Genomic DNA, 16381 nt, shown 5'->3' with positions numbered 1-16381 from the left:
GAGAGCGGCCGCTCGCGGCCTCCGCGCGCACCGCTCACCTGACCGTGCCTTGGCGCCACGAAGGCAGTGCCTAGAAGAAAGGATGGCCGTGTCCCGACGACTGTTCACATCCGAGTCGGTTACCGAGGGCCACCCGGACAAGATCGCCGACCAGATCAGCGACTCCGTACTCGACGCACTCCTCGCGGAGGACCCCGGTAGCCGGGTCGCGGTGGAGACGTTGCTGACGACCGGGCTGGTCGTGGTGGCCGGCGAGGTCACCACGAGTGCCTACGCCGACATCGCCTCGCTGGTACGCGAACGCATCCTCGAAATCGGTTACGACTCCTCGGCCAAGGGCTTCGACGGCGCTTCCTGTGGTGTCACGGTCTCCATCGGCTCGCAGTCGCCCGACATCGCCCAGGGGGTGGACACGGCCTACGAGGGACGCACCGACGGCTCGGTCGACCCGATCGACCTTCAGGGTGCGGGCGACCAGGGCATGATGTTCGGCTTCGCCTGCGACGAGACCCCCGAGCTGATGCCGCTGCCGATCACGGTCGCGCACCGGCTGTCCAAGCGCCTCACCGACGTCCGCAAGGACGGGACGCTGCCCTACCTCCGTCCCGACGGCAAGACGCAGGTGACGATCGAGTACGACGGCGACCGGCCCGCCCGGATCGACACGATCGTGCTGTCCACGCAGCACGCCGCCAACATCGACCTCGACAACATGCTGACCCCGGACATCCGCCAGCACGTGATCGAGCCGATCATCAACGAGCTCGACATCGAGAGCGCCGGCTACCGGCTCTACGTCAACCCGACCGGCCGGTTCGAGCTGGGCGGGCCGATGGGCGACGCGGGCCTGACCGGCCGGAAGATCATCGTCGACACCTACGGCGGGTACGCCCGGCACGGTGGCGGCGCCTTCAGCGGCAAGGACCCGTCAAAGGTCGACCGGTCCGCGACCTACGCCATGCGCTGGGTGGCGAAGAACATCGTCGCCGCGGGGCTGGCGAAGAAGTGCGAGTGCCAGGTCGCCTACGCCATCGGCAAGGCGCAGCCGGTCGGCTTCTACGTCAACTGCTCCGGCACCGAGGCCGCACCGATCGACGTGATCGAGAAGGCCGTGCAGCAGGTGTTCGACCTGCGCCCGGCGGCGATCATCCGCGACCTCGACCTGCGGCGGCCGATCTACGTCCAGACCGCCGCCTACGGTCACTTCGGCCGGGAGCTGCCCGACTTCACCTGGGAGCGGACCGACCGCGCCGAGGAGCTGCGCAGCGCCGCGGGCCTGGGCTGATCCACTGACCCGCGAGAGGGGCAGGCCACCTGTCGGTGGCCTGCCCTACTCTTTGCAGCCGTGACCGAGGACGACGGGGGCCAGCTGGCGCTGGTGCGAGGCAGGGTGCGCAAGCCGCGCGCCACGACCCCGCAGCAGCCGGCTCGCGAGCTTCCGGTCGCGCGCGTGCTGGTCGACGTGCCGCTGGCGCATCTCGACCGTCCTTTCGACTACCTCGTCCCCGAACGAATGCACGCCACGTGCGTGCCCGGGGCGCGGGTGCGCGTCCGGTTCGCCGGGCAGGACCTCGACGGCTTCGTGCTCGAGCGGGTGGCCGAGTCCGACCACCGCGGCCGGCTTGCGCCGTTGCGCCGGGTGGTGTCCGCCGAGCCGGTGCTCGCACCGGAGATCGCCGGTCTGGCCCGCCGGGTCGCCGACCGTTACGCCGGCACGCTCGCCGACGTCCTGCGGCTGGCGGTGCCGCCACGTCACGCGCGGGTGGAGGGCGCCGCCCCGAAGGCCGCCGCTGAATCCGGCACTGCCGCCGACTCCGGCTCCGGCGCTGACTCCGCCCGCACCTCCGACGGTGAACCGTCCGCTCGTCTCGCTCACTCTGCCGACGCCGTGCGGCCCGGCCCGTGGAGCTCGTACCAAACCGGTGCCGCCTTTCTCGAGGCTCTGCGCCGCGGCGACGCGCCGCGCGCGGTCTGGACGGCCGTACCCGGCGAGGACTGGCCGGCCGCGCTCGCCCACGCCGCCGCCGTGACCCTCGCCGGCGGCAGGGGTGTGCTGGTGGTCGTCCCCGACCAACGCGACGTGGCCAGGCTGGACGCCGCGTTCGGCGAGGTGCTCGGCCCCGACCGGCACGTCGTCCTGACCGCCGAGCTCGGTCCGGCCGAGCGCTACCGCCGTTTCCTGGCCGCCCGGCGCGGCAATGTGCGCTGCGTGGTGGGCACCCGTTCGGCGGCCTTCGCCCCGGTCGCCGATCTCGGCCTGGTCGCCTGCTGGGACGACGGTGACGACCTGCACGCCGAGCCGCGCGCCCCCTACCCCCACGTGCGCGAGGTCTTGTTGCTGCGGGCGCACGAGTCCGGCTGCGCAGCGCTGCTCGGCGGGTTCGCGTGCACCGCCGAGGGAGCTCACCTGCTGGCCACCGGCTGGGCGCGACCGCTGGCCCCCGAGCGCGCCGTCGTCCGCGAGCGCGGGCCGCGCGTCGCGGTGGCCGGCGACAATGACACCGACCTCGCCCGCGACCCGGCAGCCCGCGCGGTGCGGCTGCCACACCGGGCGTTCGAACAGGCCCGGGCCGCCCTGGGCTCGGGGCCGGTGCTGGTGCAGGTGCCCCGGTCCGGCTATCTCCCCGCCCTGGCCTGCCAGACCTGCCGGGGCCCGGCACGCTGCGCGACCTGCGCCGGACCGCTCCAGCTCGGCTCCGCCGGCGCACCGCCGAGCTGCGGATGGTGCGGCCGGCCCGCGGTGTCGTGGCGGTGCCCCAACTGCGGCGGAGGCCGACTGCGCGCCCCCGTGGTCGGCGCCGGGCGCACCGCCGAGGAGCTCGGCCGGGCGTTCCCCAGAGTTCCGGTGCGCACGTCCGGCGGCCCGCGCGTGCTGGCCACCGTCGGCGCCGAACCCGCCCTGGTGGTCGCCACGCCGGGCGCTGAGCCGGTGGCCGAGGGCGGATACGCCGGCGCGTTACTGCTGGACTCCTGGCTGGCGCTGGCGCGCGCCGACCTGCGGGCGGGGGAGGAGGCGCTGCGCCGCTGGCTCAACGCCGCCGCTCTGGTGCGGCCGGCGAGTGCGGGCGGCTCGGTCGTCGTCGTGGGCGATCCGGGGTCTCCGGCTATCCAGGCGCTGGTCCGGTGGTCGCCGCAGGCCCAGGCCGAACGCGAGCTCGCCGAACGCGAGGCCGCGAGGTTCCCACCGGCCGTGCGGCTGGCCACCCTGACCGGCGCGCCGGACGCCGTACGCGACCTGGCCGGGCTGGTCGAGCTTCCCCCGGGCACCGAGGTGCTCGGACCGGTGCCCCAGGCCGCCGAGGACGAGGTCGTCCGGCTCGTCCTGCGGGTGCGGTGGGCAGACGGGGCTCGCCTGTCCGGGGCGCTGAAGGCGGCCCAGGCGGTACGCAGTGCCCGCAAGGCGCCGGGGCCGGTGCGCGTCCAGGTCGACCCCGCCGTGCTCGGGTAGGCCACGAGTGAGGCGCCCGTCGCGGGTAGGGTCGGCGTTCGTGACACACGCAGACCGCCCACCCGCCTCGCCGTCCCAGCCACCGTCCCGAACGCCGATCCAGGCAGTCGTGTTCGACGTGGGCGGGGTCCTGCTGGACTGGAACCCTCGCTACCTCTACCGCACGCTGCTGGCCGACGAGGCTGAGGTCGAGCGGTTCCTCGCGCAGGTGTGCACCCCGGAGTGGAACGCCGCGCAGGACGCGGGGCGGACCTGGGCCGAGGGCGTGGCCGAGCTGACCGCCCGGTTCCCCGAGCACCGGGACCTGATCCATGCCTACGACGAACGCTGGGCGGAGATGGTCGCCGGCACCCTGGAGGAGACCGTCGCGGTGCTGGACACGCTGCGGGCCGCCGGCGTACCGACGTACGCGCTGACGAACTTCTCCGCCGAGAAGTGGACGGTCGCCTGCGAGGAGTGGCCGTTCCTCGCGGATCTGGACGGCGCGGTCGTGTCCGGTGTCGAGCGGGTCTCCAAGCCGGACCCCGCGATCTACCGGCTGCTCCTCGACCGGCACGACCTGGCCGCGGACTCGACGTTCTACACCGACGACGTGCCGGTCAACGTGCACGCCGCCCGCTCGGTCGGGCTGCGCGCGGAGGTCTTCCTGGACGGGTCGACGCTGCGCGGTCAGCTGAAGGCGGCCGGCCTGCCGGTGTGAGCCCTGCTGCTCGGCGTACAGCCCTGAAGGACTGCGGGCAGAACTGCCGGCAGAACCGTCAGGGGAGCGGTGCCGTCGACGATTCCTCGGTCGCGGGCCGGTCGGAGGCGCCGAGCTCGTCGAACGCGAGCGCGTACAGCACAGCGCTGAACGACAGTCCGTCCCGCATCTCCCCGTCGCGCACGATCCGGCGTACCTCCGGCAGCGGCACCCACTCCACCCGCTCCGCCTCACTGGGGTCGCTCGGCGCACCCACCCTGGTCGCCCCCTCGGCGAGGAAGAGGTGGAAGCGCTGGTCGGCGATCCCGTTGCTCGGGTGGTATGCCGCCAGCTCCCGCAACGGCCCCGGGCGCCAGCCGGTCTCCTCGAGGACCTCCCGCTCGGCGGCCCGCGCCGGGGTCTCGCCCGTGTCGACGCCGCCGGCCGGGATCTCCCAGCCCCAGGTGTCGGTGATGAACCGGTGGCGGTACAGCAACAGCAGACCGCGCCCGGGGTCGTGGACTACCACGCCGGCGGCGGGGCGGGGCATCCGCAGGACGTGATGGTCGAACCGGCGCAGTCCGGGCACCTCGACGTCGGCCAGGGTGAGCCGCACCCAGTCGCTGGAGTAGATCTCGCGCTCGCCGTGCACGTTCCATCGCATGGCCCCGACCCTAGGGGGAGGTGGCCTACAGGCGGGGGCACGGTGGGCGGTGGCGCCCTGTCCCAATGGCCCCCGAATGGCCCGGTCGGGCCGGATCCGGGGCGTCCGTAGACTGGCGGGGACGCCTGTGAGCTGATCGAGGAGACCTGCGTGGCTGTCCAGCCCATCCGACTGTTCGGTGACCCGGTGCTGCGGACCCCGGCCGAGCCCGTGCGCGACTTCGACAAGGAGCTGCGCAAGCTGGTCGCGGACCTCACCGAGACGATGCTCGACGCACCCGGCAGCGGCCTGGCCGCGCCGCAGATCGGCGTCGGCCTGCGGGTCTTCACCTATCACGTCGACGACGTCATCGGTCACCTGATCAACCCCCAGCTCGACCTGTCCGAGGAGGAGCAGTTCGGGCCGGAGGGGTGCCTGTCGATCCCCGGTTTCACCTTCGACTGCCGGCGCGCGCTGCGGGTCGTGGCCAAGGGCCACGACATGCACGGTGAGCCGGTGACCGTGGAGGGTTCGGACCTGCTCGCGCGGTGTGTTCAGCACGAGACCGACCACCTGGACGGCGTGCTGTTCGTCGACCGGCTCGACCGGGAGGCGCGCAAGGCCGCCCTGCGGGCGATCCGGGAGGCGGAGTGGGCCGGCGCCACGCCGCCGCAGGTTCGGGTGTCACCGCATCCGACGCTGGGCCGGGCGCTGTAGTGCCGGCCGCGGTGGCGGGGGAGTCCGCGGCGCCGGGGAAGACCGGCCGGCTGCGATTGTTGTTCGCGGGTACGCCGGAAGCGGCGGTGCCCGCGCTGGAGGCCGTCCTCGCCGGGCGGCACGAGGTGGTCGCCGTGCTGACCCGGCCGGACGCGCCCTCGGGCCGGGGGCGCAAGCTGCACCCGTCACCGGTCGCCGAACGCGCGCGCGCCGCCGGGATCGAGGTGCTCACCCCGAAGTCCGCGAAGGACCCGGCGTTCGCCGACCGGCTGCGCGAGATCGCCCCCGACGCCTGCCCGGTGGTCGCGTACGGCGGACTGCTGCCGGCGAGCGTGCTGGAGATTCCCCGGTACGGCTGGATCAACCTGCACTTCTCGGTGCTGCCCGCCTGGCGTGGCGCGGCGCCGGTTCAGCACGCGATCCGCGCCGGTGACGACGTGACCGGTGCGTCGACGTTCCAGATCGTGGAGGAGCTGGACGCCGGCCCGGTGTACGGCGTGCTCACCGAACCGATCGGCCCCACCGACACCGCCGGCGACCTCCTCGACCGGCTGGCACGCAGCGGCGCCCGGCTGCTGGCGGACACCCTCGACGGCATCGCCACGGGCACGCTGGAGGCCCGGCCCCAGCCCGCCGACGGCGTGACCTACGCGCGCAAGGTCGAGGTGGACGACGTACGCGTGGACTGGAAGGCGCCCGCGTTCGCCGTCGACCGGCTGGTCCGCTCGGCCACGCCCGCGCCCGGCGCGTGGACGACGTTCCGCGACGACCGCGTCAAGCTCGGACCGGTCACCGTGGTCCCTGACGCCGAGGTGCTGCCGCCGGGGCGGCTGCGGGCGGAGAAGTCCAGGGTCCTCGTGGGCACCGGCAGCGTTCCGGTCGCCCTCGGTGAGGTACGCCCACCGGGCAAGCAGGCGATGCCGGCGGCCGACTGGGCGCGCGGCGTACGCCCCGGCGACGAGGAGTCCCTCACCTGATGGCGTCCGAGCCCGGGAACTCCGGCAGGTCCGGCAGTGCCGGCAGGTCCGGTGGTGCGCGACGAACCAGCGGCGCCGCCCGTACCGATCAGCGAGGCAGGGCGGGCGGGGTGGGCAACGCGGCCCGGCGCCGGCCGGGCCCGACCGGCGGATCTGGTGGCCGGCAGTCGAGCGCCCCTGGTGGCGCCGGCGGGCAGCGGCGCGCAGGGGTGGACCCCGCCCGGCTGGCCGCCTACGACGTGGTGCACGCGGTGTCGGTCCGGGACGCCTACGCCAACCTCGTGCTCCCCTCGGCCCTGCGTGAGCGCGGCCTGTCCGGCCGGGACGCCGCCTTCGCCACCGAACTCGCGCACGGCACCCTGCGGCGCGGCGGCTACGACGACGTCCTCGCCCGCTGTGTCAACCGGCCCTTGACGAAGCTTGACCCGGAGGTCCGCGACGTCCTTCGCCTTGGCGCACACCAGATTCTCGGCATGCGGGTGCCCGCGCACGCGGCGGTGGCGACCAGCGTCGACCTGGCCCGCCGAGTAGCCGGGATCGGTCCGTCGAAGTTCGTCAACGCCGTCTTGCGGAAGGTCGCTGCCCGCGACCTGCCCGGCTGGCAGGCCGAGCTTGCCCCGGCGTACGAGCAGGATCCGCTCGGCAACCTCGCCACGGTTCACGCGCACCCGCGGTGGGTGGTGGAGGCGTTCGCGGCCGCGCTCGGCGGTTCCCTCGCAGAAACGGCCGCCGTGCTCGCGGCCGACAACGAGCCGCCCCGGGTGACGCTCGCGGCCTGGCCGGGGCGGTCGAGTGTGGCGGACCTTCGTGCCGAGGGCGCCGAACCCGGCCGATGGTCCCCGTACGCCGCCGTCCTGACCGAAGGCGGAGACCCGCACCGGATCCAGGCCGTGGCCCAGGGCCGCGCCGGCGTCCAGGACGAGGGCAGCCAGCTCGTCGCGGCTGCGCTGGCGGAGGCACCGCTGACCGGCGACGGCGGCGACGACCGCTGGCTCGACCTGTGCGCTGGACCCGGCGGTAAGTCGGCTCTGCTCGCGAGCCTGGCCGGACGGCGATCGGCCGGGTTGCTGGCCGCCGAGCTCCAGCCGCACCGGGCCGAGCTGGTCGCCCGGGCGCTCACTCCCCGGGGCCGGCCGTCCCGCGGCGTCCTCGGCACCGTGGTCGCCGACGGCACCGCGCCGGCCTGGCGTCCCGGCACCTTCGACCGGGTGCTGGTCGACGTGCCGTGCACCGGCCTGGGCGCGCTGCGCCGCCGGCCGGAGGCACGCTGGCGGCGGGCGGCAGGTGACGTCGCCGGGCTCACCCCGCTGCAGGGGAAGCTCCTGACCACCGCCCTGAACTCGGTGCGGGTGGGCGGCGTCGTCGCGTACGTCACCTGCTCCCCGCACCTGGCCGAGACCCGCGACGTCGTGGCCGGCGTGCTGGCCGCCCGCTCCGACGTCGAACGGCTGGACGCGCGCCCGCTGCTGCCCGGCGTACCCGACCTCGGCGACGGCCCGGAGGCCCAGCTGTGGCCGCACCGGCACGGCACGGACGCGATGTTCCTCGCCCTGCTGCGCCGTACCGACACCCGCACCGGGGACACCGGCACCCGCACCGGCACCGACCCCGCGTCCCAGTAGAGTCGCGACCACCATGGGCGTTCAGATAGCACCGAGCATCCTGTCGGCCGACTTCGCGCGGCTGGCCCAGGCGGCCGAGTCGGTCCAGGCGGCCGACTGGCTGCACGTCGACGTGATGGACAACCACTTCGTCCCCAACCTCACGCTGGGGCTCCCGGTGGTGGAGTCCCTGCTCGCGGCGACGGACCTGCCGATCGACTGCCACCTGATGATCGACGACCCCGACCGGTGGGCACCCGCCTACGCAGACGCCGGGGTGGGCAGCGTGACGTTCCACGTGGAGGCCGCGCACGCGCCGGTGCGGCTCGCCCGCGAACTCCGCGCCCTGGGCACCCGCGCCGGGATGGCGTTGAAGCCGGCGACGCCGGTCGAGCCGTACGCCGACCTGCTGGGCGAGCTGGACATGCTGCTGGTGATGACGGTGGAGCCGGGATTCGGCGGGCAGAAGTTCCTCGACCTGTGCCTGCCGAAGATCCGGCGCGCGCGTGAGCTCGCGAGCGGGCAGGGGCTCGACCTGTGGCTGCAGGTGGACGGGGGAGTCTCGGCGGAGACCATCGAACGCTGCGCGGAGGCCGGTGCCGACGTGTTCGTCGCGGGCTCGGCGGTGTTCGGCGCGGAGGACCCCGACCGAGCGGTCACTTACCTGCGTGCGCTGGCGGAGGAAGCGTCCAAGCCGACCGGGTAGGAATCTCCCATGAGCTTTCCCGAGTACGACCACTCCGACGTGCGGTACCCCAAGCCGCGCTACGCCGGCTCCGACGGCGAGGTCAGCGCGACCTACCGCCCGGCGGGCCGCCCACCCGAGTTCACCTATCGATCCGGCGGCAGCGTCCACTACCTGTCCACCGGCGCCTCCACCAACGGCGAGTTCGGCCTCTACCGCTGGGAGATGGGCCCGGAGCCGTCCGGGCCGAGCGAGCACTTCCACCGGTCGATCTCGGAGTCGTTCTACATCCTCGCCGGCTCGGTGCGGATCTTCGACGGCTCCCGCTGGCTCGACACCGAGCCCGGCGACTACGTGCACGTACCCGAGGGCGGGATCCACGCGTTCCGCAACGAGTCCGGCGAACCGGCCAGCATGCTGCTGCACTTCGCGCCCGGCGCTCCGCGGGAGGGCTACTTCGAGGGCCTGCCCGACCTGTCGAAGACCGACGAGGCCGAGCGCGCGGAGTTCTTCCTCCGGCACGACACGTTCTGGATCTGAGGCTTGTCCGACAGGTGGTCCGAGGCCGGATTCGAGGGCGGGATGACGGCTGGGTCCGACGGCGAAACGGGCGTATCCGCCGCTCGGTCCGGGGTCCTGTGAGTTCGGGGTGCCCGGACTGCCGCGCCCGGACTTGCCGGGCCGTGCAAGACTGAACGTCGTACGAGCTGAATGCTCGGCAGCGTGCTCCGGGGTCGGTGAAATTCCGAACCGGCGGTGACAGTCCGCGACCCGTGCGAAGTCGTTCCGACGGCCTCGCCCGGTTGACCAGGTGAAACTCCTGGACCGACGGTTAAAGTCCGGATGGGAGGCAGCACGCGGGCCACGGCTCCGTACCCGCTGTGCAGGCGAGGGCACCCCTCGTCCGCGTCAACGGGTCGGCGCCTGCCGTGACCTCGCCTTTTCCCCGGTGCCCGCTCGGGCGGACCGGAAGGCGAGGGAGTAGCCGGTGTTCACCGGAATTGTCGAAGAACGCGGCGAGGTCGTCGACCTCGTGCGCCTGGGGGACTCCGCGCGGTTGACCGTACGCGGGCCCGTGGTGACCAGTGACGCGCGCCACGGCGACTCGATCGCCGTCGACGGGTGCTGCCTCACCGTGGTCGAGGTCGAGCCCGGCGAGGGCAGGTTCACCGCCGACGTGATGGCCGAGTCACTGTCGCGCACCAGCCTCGGCGCCCTCGCACCAGGCCACCTGGTCAACCTCGAGCGCTCCGTCCCCGCCGGCGGTCGGCTCGGCGGCCACATCGTGCAGGGCCACGTGGACGGCACCGGCCACATCCTGTCCCGCCGGCCCACCCCCCGCTGGGACCTCGTCGAGATCGCCCTGCCGCCTCCGCTCGCCCGCTACGTCGCGGAGAAGGGCTCCGTCGCCGTGGACGGGGTGTCCCTCACCGTCGTCGAGGTCCGCGACCTTCCCGAGCCGGCGTTCACCGTCGCGCTCATCCCCACCACCCTCGACGTCACCACGCTGGGCGGCAAGCAGCCAGGTGCTGCGGTCAACCTCGAGGTGGACGTCATCGCGAAGTACGTCGAACGACTCACCGTCACCAGCACCGCCGAGCCCGCTGCCCAGCCCGCCGAGCGGTCGCACACCCAAGGAGCACACGCATGACCTGGTTGACCTGGCTGGTCGGAGCCGAACTGCACATCGGCGGCTCGACCATCCTCTGGCGCGAGATCGTCGGCAACGGCTTCGGCCTTGCCAGCGCGCTGTTCGGGATGCGCCGCCGGGTGGCGGCCTGGCCGGTCGGCATGATCGGCAACATCCTGCTGTTCACCGTCTTCCTCGGTGGTGTCTTCCACGCCCCGCAGGACAAGGACCTGTGGGGGCAGGCCGGCCGGCAGGTGTTCTTCTTCGCGGTCAGCGCCTACGGCTGGTGGCGGTGGCGCCAGGCCCGCACCGACGCCGGTGACGGCGGCGCGGTCGCACCGCGGTGGGCGAGCTGGCGCGAGCGCGCCGGCATGCTGGCCGGCGCGGCGGTGGGCGTGGCGGTCTTCACCTACATCCTCGGCCTGCTGGGCTCGTGGGGCCCGCTCGCCGACGCCTGGATCCTCACCGGCAGCATCCTCGCCACCTACGGCATGGCCCGCGGGTGGGTGGAGTTCTGGCTGATCTGGATCGCGGTGGACGCGGTCGGGGTGCCGCTGCTGCTGGCGGCGGGCTACTACCCGTCCGCGATTCTCTACCTCGTCTACGGCGGGTTCTGCGTGCTGGGCTTCGTCACCTGGGCCCGCGTCCGGGCACGGATCGCGGCGACGCCCCAGCCGGCGGACACCGTGGCGGCGGGTGATCCCGCATGAGCTCGCCGCAGGACCCGGTCGGGCGCGCGCTGGCCGACCTGGCCGCCGGCCGGGCGGTGATCGTGGTCGACGACGAGGACCGCGAGAACGAGGGCGACATCATCTTCGCGGCGTCCACCGCGACCCCGGAGCTGGTGGCGTTCACCGTGCGGCACACCAGCGGCGTGCTGTGCGTACCGATGGAGGGCGCCGACCTGGACCGGCTCGCTGTCGGGCCGATGACCGCGGACAACAAGGACGCGATGCGGACGGCGTTCTGCGTGACGGTGGACGCCGCCACCGGGATCACCACCGGCATCAGCGCCGAGGACCGCACACGCACCATCCGACTGCTGGCCGACCCGGACGCCGGCCCGACCGATGTCGTACGACCGGGGCACGTGTTCCCACTGCGCTACCGGCCCGGCGGAGTCCTGGTCAGGCGCGGGCACACCGAGGCCGCGGTCGACCTGGTCCGGCTCGCCGGCCTGCCACCGGCCGGCGTACTCGCCGAACTGGTCGAGGACGACGGCACGATGATGCGCGGGGACGCGCTGCGCCGGTTCGCCGACGAGCACGACCTCGCGCTGATCACGATCGAGGACCTCGTACGCCACCGCCGCCGGCACGAGCGGCTGGTCGAACGCGTCGCGCAGACCCGGATACCGACCCGGCACGGCGACTTCCAGGCAATCGGGTACCGCTGCACGGTCGACGGGTCCGAGCACGTCGCGCTGGTCCGCGGCGAACCGGGGGCCGAGGCCGGAGCCGTAGGTGCTGCCGACGGCGATCCGCTGGTCCGGCTGCATTCGGAGTGCCTCACCGGCGACGCGTTCGGCTCGCTGCGCTGCGACTGCGGCCCCCAGCTTGACCGCGCGCTCGCGGCGGTCGCCGCCGCCGGCGACGGCGTGGTCGTCTACCTGCGCGGCCACGAGGGACGCGGCATCGGCCTGCTGGCCAAGCTGTCCGCGTACGCCCTGCAGGACACCGGCCACGACACGGTGGAGGCCAACCTCGCCCTCGGGCTGCCGGTCGACGCCCGCGACTACTGGATCGGCGCGCAGATCCTCGCCGACCTCGGCGTAGGACGGATGCGCCTGCTCACCAACAACCCGGCCAAACGCGCCGGGCTGGAGGCGTACGGCCTGACCGTCACCGCCACCACACCGCTGACGATCACCCCGAACGGCGACAACGCCCGTTACCTCGCGACCAAGCGGGATCGGCTCGGGCACGCGCTGCCGGCCGAGGCGGGCGTCGTTCGGCAGACCACCGGGAGGGCTTCATGAGCGGATCGGGCGCGCCGGGCGCCACCCGGATCGACGGTGCTGGCCTGCGGGTCGGCGTGGTCGCCGCGTCGTGGCACGAGGAGGTGATGGGCGGCCTGCTGGACGGCGCGCTGCGAGCGCTCGCCGAGGCCGGGGTGAGCGACCCGGTGGTGGTGCGGGTGCCCGGCTCGTTCGAGCTTCCGGTGGTGGCCGCGCGGCTCGCCCGGTCGGGCCTGGAGGCCGTGGTGGCCCTGGGTACCGTCGTCCGCGGCGGCACACCGCACTTCGACTACGTGTGCCAGGCGGCGACCGCCGGGCTCACCGACGTGAGCGTCCAGACCGGGGTGCCGGTCGGCTTCGGCGTGCTCACCTGCGACACCGCCGAGCAGGCGCTGGACCGCGCCGGGCTGCCCGGGTCGCACGAGGACCGGGGCTACGAGTGCACTCAGGCGGCACTGCGCACGGCGCTGACCCTGCGGGACCTGGCGGGCACTCTCCCGCCGGCCGGTGACCACCGCGTCGTTCCGGTCACCGGGTGATCTGCGGGGAAGGGGTGATCCGGTGAGGAGCCTCCGAACGAACCGGCGGTTGCTGCTCCTGCGCCACGGCAAGGCGGAGTCACCGTTGGGGGTGGCCGACGCCGACCGCCCGCTGGCCAGCCGTGGCCGGGCACAGTCCGGCTACGCCGGGCGGCAGGCCAGGGAACTCGGCGTCATGCCCGACCTGGCAGTCGTGTCGCCCGCGCTGCGGACCAGGCAGACCTGGGCGGAGTTCGCCGGCGCGATCGCGGCGAACTCCGCGGTCGGCGCCCGTCGATCCGGAAAGTCTCAACCTGAAGTCGAGGTCGAGACAACTCCACCTCAGGTCGAGGTGGAGGTCGACCTCGATCGGCGGGTGTACGACAACACCCTGGACGACCTCCTCGACGTGGTGACCGAGGCGCCCGACGACGCTCGCACCCTGCTGGTGGTGGGGCACAACCCCTCGATCGCGAGTCTCGCCGCCGCACTCGACGACGGCTCGTCCGGAGCGGACCGGAGCGTGCTGGCCGGCGGATATCCCACCGGCACGCTCACGGTGTTCGACGTCGCGGGCTCGTGGAAGACGGTGGGCCCGGGGTCGGGCAGGCTCCGCGCGGTGATCCGGCAACCGTCCTGACCCCGGGTCCGGGACCTCACACCGAGCGCTGGTAGGAGCGGAACGCCCGCGCCGCCAGCCAGCCCATGGCGGCCACGAGCGCCACCAGCAGCCCGAGCCGGCCGCTGACCAGCCCCCAGTCCGGTGCCGCGGAGACCGCCGACCGGGCGGCGAGGGCGGCCCAGTCCACCGGGTTGAACCTCGCCACGTCGCCCACCCAGGCAGGCATCAGCGCGGGTGCCATCATCACCGACGACAGGAACGACAGCGGCAGGATCAGGAACTGCGAGATCGCGATCAGCGCCTCCTGCTGGTGCACCAGCAACGCGATCGCGTCCGACAGTGCGGCGAACACGACCGCCAGCAGTACGGCGCACACCAGGACGACCAGCACGCCCGTGACCCCGCCGGCGAAGCGCGCACCGGCCGCAAGCCCGACAGCGAGGACGATCAGCGACTGGATCACGGTGGTCACCGCCTGGAACGCCAGCGAACCGGTGATCAGCGCGCCGCGGCTGACCGGGGAGGTGAGGTTGCGGTCCATCACGCCGCGTTCCATGTCCTGGATGAACGACGTGCCCGCCCAGCCAGCGGAGAACATCGCCGTCATCACCACTACGCCGGGCGTGAGGTACTCCAGGTAGGAGCCGGAGCCGAAGCCCGGTAGCCGGGCGACGTTCCGGAACAGCTGGCCGAACAGCAGCAGCCAGATCATCGGCTGGATCAGGGTGAACGCGAGGTACGCCGGCTGCCGGGTCAGGGTGCGCAACCACCGTCCGGTGAGGTACGCGGAGTGGGCCAGGAACGTGCCGGCCGAGCCGGCCCGCCGCTCGGCCCGTACGCCGGTGCGGGCGTCCGTTCGGCTTTCGACGGGGGTTTCGGGGAGGGTGGTCATCGGTTCGTCTCCTGCCGGGGAAGGGACGCCGTGTCGGCTCGGTCGAAGGACCGGCCGGCGTGGCGCAGGTACACGTCGTCGAGGGAGGGCCGGGCCACGGTCACCGCGGTCAGGCCGACCCGGGCGCCGTCCAGGGCGGTCAGTACGGCGGGCAGCGTGGCCGCGCCGTTGCTCACCCGGGCCCGCACGGTCGTCTCCTCCACGGAGACGTCCTGTACGCCGGGCACTCCGGTCAGCGCCGACCGGGCCGCCTCGGCCCGGTCGGCAGCGGCGATCTCGGCCTGGACGGTGTCGCCGTCCAGCTGGGCCTTCAGCTCCTCCGGCGTACCGGCGGCGACAACCCGGCCGCGGTCGATGATCACCAGCCGGTCGGCGAGCCGGTCCGCCTCCTCCAGATAGTGCGTGGTGAGCAGCACGGTCAGCCCGTCCTCGCGGGCCAGCCGGGCGATCTCGGCCCACATCTCGGCCCGGGCCTGCGGGTCAAGTCCGGTGGTGGGTTCGTCCATGAACAGCACCGAGGGCCGGTGCACCAGGCCGGTGGCGACGTCGAGCTTGCGCTGCATGCCGCCCGACCACTTGCCGGCCAGCCGGTTGCCGGCCTCGGTGAGCCCGAAGCGGGCGAGCAGCTCGTCCGCCCGGGACCGGGCGGCCGGCCCGGACAGCCCGTGGACGCGGCCGGCCAGCACGAGGTTCTCCCGGCCGGTGCCCATCGGGTCGAACGCCGGTTTCTGGGAGACGTAGCCGATCGCCCGGCGTACCCGCGCGGGGTGGCGGTGCACGTCGATCCCGGCGACGCTCGCCGAGCCGGCGTCGGCGCGGGAGAGCGTGGTGAGGATCTTCACCGTGGTGGACTTGCCGGCGCCGTTGGGCCCGAGGAGTCCGAAGACCGAGCCAGCGGGCACGGAGAAGGTGATTCCGGCCAGGGCACGGACGGCCTTGTCGCCGCTGCCGTAGGTCTTGGCCAGGCCGGCAGTCTCGATGGCGGGCCGGCCGGAGGGGAGTGGTGCGGGGTCGTCGAGGACCCCGGACGCCGCGTACGCGGACATGGTGCTCCTTCGTGTGGTGCCCGCCGGACGGCGGGCAGGCTTGCCCTGGGGTGGACCGAGTGGTCACCCCAGGGGTGAAGGAGTCGAGTGGTCGCGGTACGCGGATATCCTGCGCGGTGGAGGCCTTGGATCCGCGCCCGGCGACGGGCTCGACTCGAGGTTGTTCCGCCGGCCCCTGATCGTGGTGTTGCCGCACCTCGGTCGGGGGCCGCGTCTTGTCGGCATCGTTGTCGGCGCCCAGCGCCGAAGCGGGGCTAGCTCGTGCGGCCGTCCTCCGTCCAGCTGAGCTCGTCGGGGAACTCCTCGCGCAGGATCGCCGAGGCATCCTCGGAGGAAAGGTCGCCGGCCCGGAGTTCGGACATCCGCTGCCAGAGCCGGAAGCCGCCGAACTCCTTCGTCCGCAGGTCGGTGACGAGGGAGCGCACGAACGCGATCTCCGCGTCCAGCAGGGCGGAGGTGAAGTCGTACTCGATCATGAAGATCCGCGGGAAGTTGGGCGGTGCCGACGCCTTGACCGCCTCACCGGCCGTCCGTTGCATCTCCAGGGCACGCAGCCGTAGCTCCAGCAGGCGGAGCACCTCCTGGGGGTCGAGCGCACCCATCAGCGACAGTGCCGCCTCGAAGTTGGTGAACTCCTTCTTCGGCACGCTGACCAGTTCGCTCAGCCAGTCGGTCATCCGGGCCTTGCCGGGCTCGGTGATCGCGTAGATCGTCCGCTCGGGCCGGTTGCCCTCCCGCAGCGTCTCCCTCGCCTCGATCAGGCCGGACTTCTGCAGCGAGGCGACGACGGAGTACAGCGAGCCGTAGTTGAGCTTGATGCTGTCCTCCTTGCGCCGCTCGCGCAGCGTGGTGGACATCTCGTACGGGTGCATGGGCCGCTCGTAGAGGAGGACGAGCACGGCCAGTGCCAGCGGGTTGGTCTGGCGCGGCGTGGCCATCGCTCCTCCGGTCGGTTCCGCCGCCGGC

General features: G+C 73.4%; 17 protein-coding genes and 1 riboswitch. Of the genes, 13 read left to right on the top strand and 4 right to left on the bottom strand.

Annotated features, from left to right (window positions below):
• Positions 1-88: 88 nt before the first annotated feature.
• Genes metK through F4554_RS15755 form a run of 3 tightly spaced genes read left to right on the top strand, consistent with a single transcriptional unit; the run spans position 89 to position 4148 of the window.
• On the top strand, positions 89-1285 hold the full coding sequence (gene metK, locus F4554_RS15765) for a methionine adenosyltransferase (protein ID WP_337796061.1): 1197 nt from the start codon (positions 89-91) through the stop codon (positions 1283-1285).
• A 60-nt stretch (positions 1286-1345) separates the two neighbouring features.
• A complete protein-coding gene (locus F4554_RS15760) occupies positions 1346-3448 on the top strand; it encodes a primosomal protein N' (RefSeq protein WP_179788072.1) in 2103 nt (700 codons plus the stop codon).
• 40 nt (positions 3449-3488) lie between these two features.
• Positions 3489-4148, top strand: coding sequence for an HAD family hydrolase (locus tag F4554_RS15755; RefSeq protein ID WP_337796060.1), 660 nt, complete (start codon positions 3489-3491; stop codon positions 4146-4148).
• A 58-nt stretch (positions 4149-4206) separates the two neighbouring features.
• On the opposite strand, the gene F4554_RS15750 is transcribed toward F4554_RS15755, so the two are convergent.
• On the bottom strand, positions 4207-4791 hold the full coding sequence (locus tag F4554_RS15750) for an NUDIX hydrolase (RefSeq protein ID WP_179788071.1): 585 nt from the start codon (positions 4789-4791) through the stop codon (positions 4207-4209).
• 150 nt (positions 4792-4941) lie between these two features.
• On the opposite strand from F4554_RS15750, the gene def reads away from it, so the two are divergent.
• The 10 genes from def (at position 4942) to F4554_RS15700 (ending at position 13495) form a co-directional block, all read left to right on the top strand.
• Positions 4942-5487, top strand: coding sequence for a peptide deformylase (gene def / locus F4554_RS15745; RefSeq protein WP_337796059.1), 546 nt, complete (start codon positions 4942-4944; stop codon positions 5485-5487).
• 50 nt (positions 5488-5537) lie between these two features.
• The gene (gene fmt / locus F4554_RS15740; protein ID WP_179791574.1) at positions 5538-6464 is read left to right on the top strand and encodes a methionyl-tRNA formyltransferase; all 927 of its coding nucleotides are present in this window, start codon (positions 5538-5540) and stop codon (positions 6462-6464) included.
• Positions 6464-8086, top strand: coding sequence for an RsmB/NOP family class I SAM-dependent RNA methyltransferase (locus tag F4554_RS15735; RefSeq protein WP_179788070.1), 1623 nt, complete (start codon positions 6464-6466; stop codon positions 8084-8086). Before fmt ends, F4554_RS15735 begins: the two co-directional genes overlap by 1 nt.
• A 13-nt stretch (positions 8087-8099) precedes the next feature.
• The gene (gene rpe, locus F4554_RS15730; protein ID WP_179788069.1) at positions 8100-8771 is read left to right on the top strand and encodes a ribulose-phosphate 3-epimerase; all 672 of its coding nucleotides are present in this window, start codon (positions 8100-8102) and stop codon (positions 8769-8771) included.
• Positions 8772-8780: 9 nt separating this feature from the next.
• Positions 8781-9290 carry a cupin domain-containing protein gene (locus tag F4554_RS15725; protein WP_202889310.1) on the top strand — a complete coding sequence of 170 codons (510 nt, stop codon included), beginning with the start codon at positions 8781-8783 and terminating at the stop codon, positions 9288-9290.
• Positions 9291-9469: 179 nt separating this feature from the next.
• A riboswitch (FMN riboswitch) is annotated at positions 9470-9611 on the top strand.
• 127 nt (positions 9612-9738) lie between these two features.
• A complete protein-coding gene (locus tag F4554_RS15720) occupies positions 9739-10401 on the top strand; it encodes a riboflavin synthase (RefSeq protein ID WP_179788068.1) in 663 nt (220 codons plus the stop codon).
• The gene (gene pnuC / locus F4554_RS15715) at positions 10398-11090 is read left to right on the top strand and encodes a nicotinamide riboside transporter PnuC (RefSeq protein WP_179788067.1); all 693 of its coding nucleotides are present in this window, start codon (positions 10398-10400) and stop codon (positions 11088-11090) included. Before F4554_RS15720 ends, pnuC begins: the two co-directional genes overlap by 4 nt.
• Positions 11087-12358 (top strand): bifunctional 3,4-dihydroxy-2-butanone-4-phosphate synthase/GTP cyclohydrolase II, encoded by a 1272-nt coding sequence (locus tag F4554_RS15710; RefSeq protein WP_179788066.1) that lies wholly within the window; start codon positions 11087-11089, stop codon positions 12356-12358. Before pnuC ends, F4554_RS15710 begins: the two co-directional genes overlap by 4 nt.
• Positions 12355-12876, top strand: a complete 522-nt coding sequence (ribH, locus tag F4554_RS15705) for a 6,7-dimethyl-8-ribityllumazine synthase (RefSeq protein ID WP_179788065.1) — start codon at positions 12355-12357, stop codon at positions 12874-12876. Before F4554_RS15710 ends, ribH begins: the two co-directional genes overlap by 4 nt.
• 22 nt (positions 12877-12898) lie before the next feature.
• A complete protein-coding gene (locus tag F4554_RS15700; protein WP_202889309.1) occupies positions 12899-13495 on the top strand; it encodes a histidine phosphatase family protein in 597 nt (198 codons plus the stop codon).
• A 16-nt stretch (positions 13496-13511) separates the two neighbouring features.
• On the opposite strand, the gene F4554_RS15695 is transcribed toward F4554_RS15700, so the two are convergent.
• The 3 genes from F4554_RS15695 to F4554_RS15685 form a co-directional block, all read right to left on the bottom strand.
• Positions 13512-14369, bottom strand: coding sequence for an ABC transporter permease (locus F4554_RS15695; protein WP_179788064.1), 858 nt, complete (start codon positions 14367-14369; stop codon positions 13512-13514).
• Positions 14366-15415, bottom strand: a complete 1050-nt coding sequence (locus tag F4554_RS15690) for an ABC transporter ATP-binding protein (RefSeq protein ID WP_179788063.1) — start codon at positions 15413-15415, stop codon at positions 14366-14368. Before F4554_RS15690 ends, F4554_RS15695 begins: the two co-directional genes overlap by 4 nt.
• Before the next feature lie 254 nt (positions 15416-15669).
• On the bottom strand, positions 15670-16353 hold the full coding sequence (locus tag F4554_RS15685) for a PadR family transcriptional regulator (protein ID WP_179788062.1): 684 nt from the start codon (positions 16351-16353) through the stop codon (positions 15670-15672).
• Positions 16354-16381: the final 28 nt, after the last annotated feature.

Origin of the sequence: Actinopolymorpha rutila, assembly GCF_013407855.1 — a bacterium.
GTDB classification, from domain to species: domain Bacteria; phylum Actinomycetota; class Actinomycetes; order Propionibacteriales; family Actinopolymorphaceae; genus Actinopolymorpha; species Actinopolymorpha rutila.
This window is presented reverse-complemented; position numbering and strand designations above follow the sequence as displayed.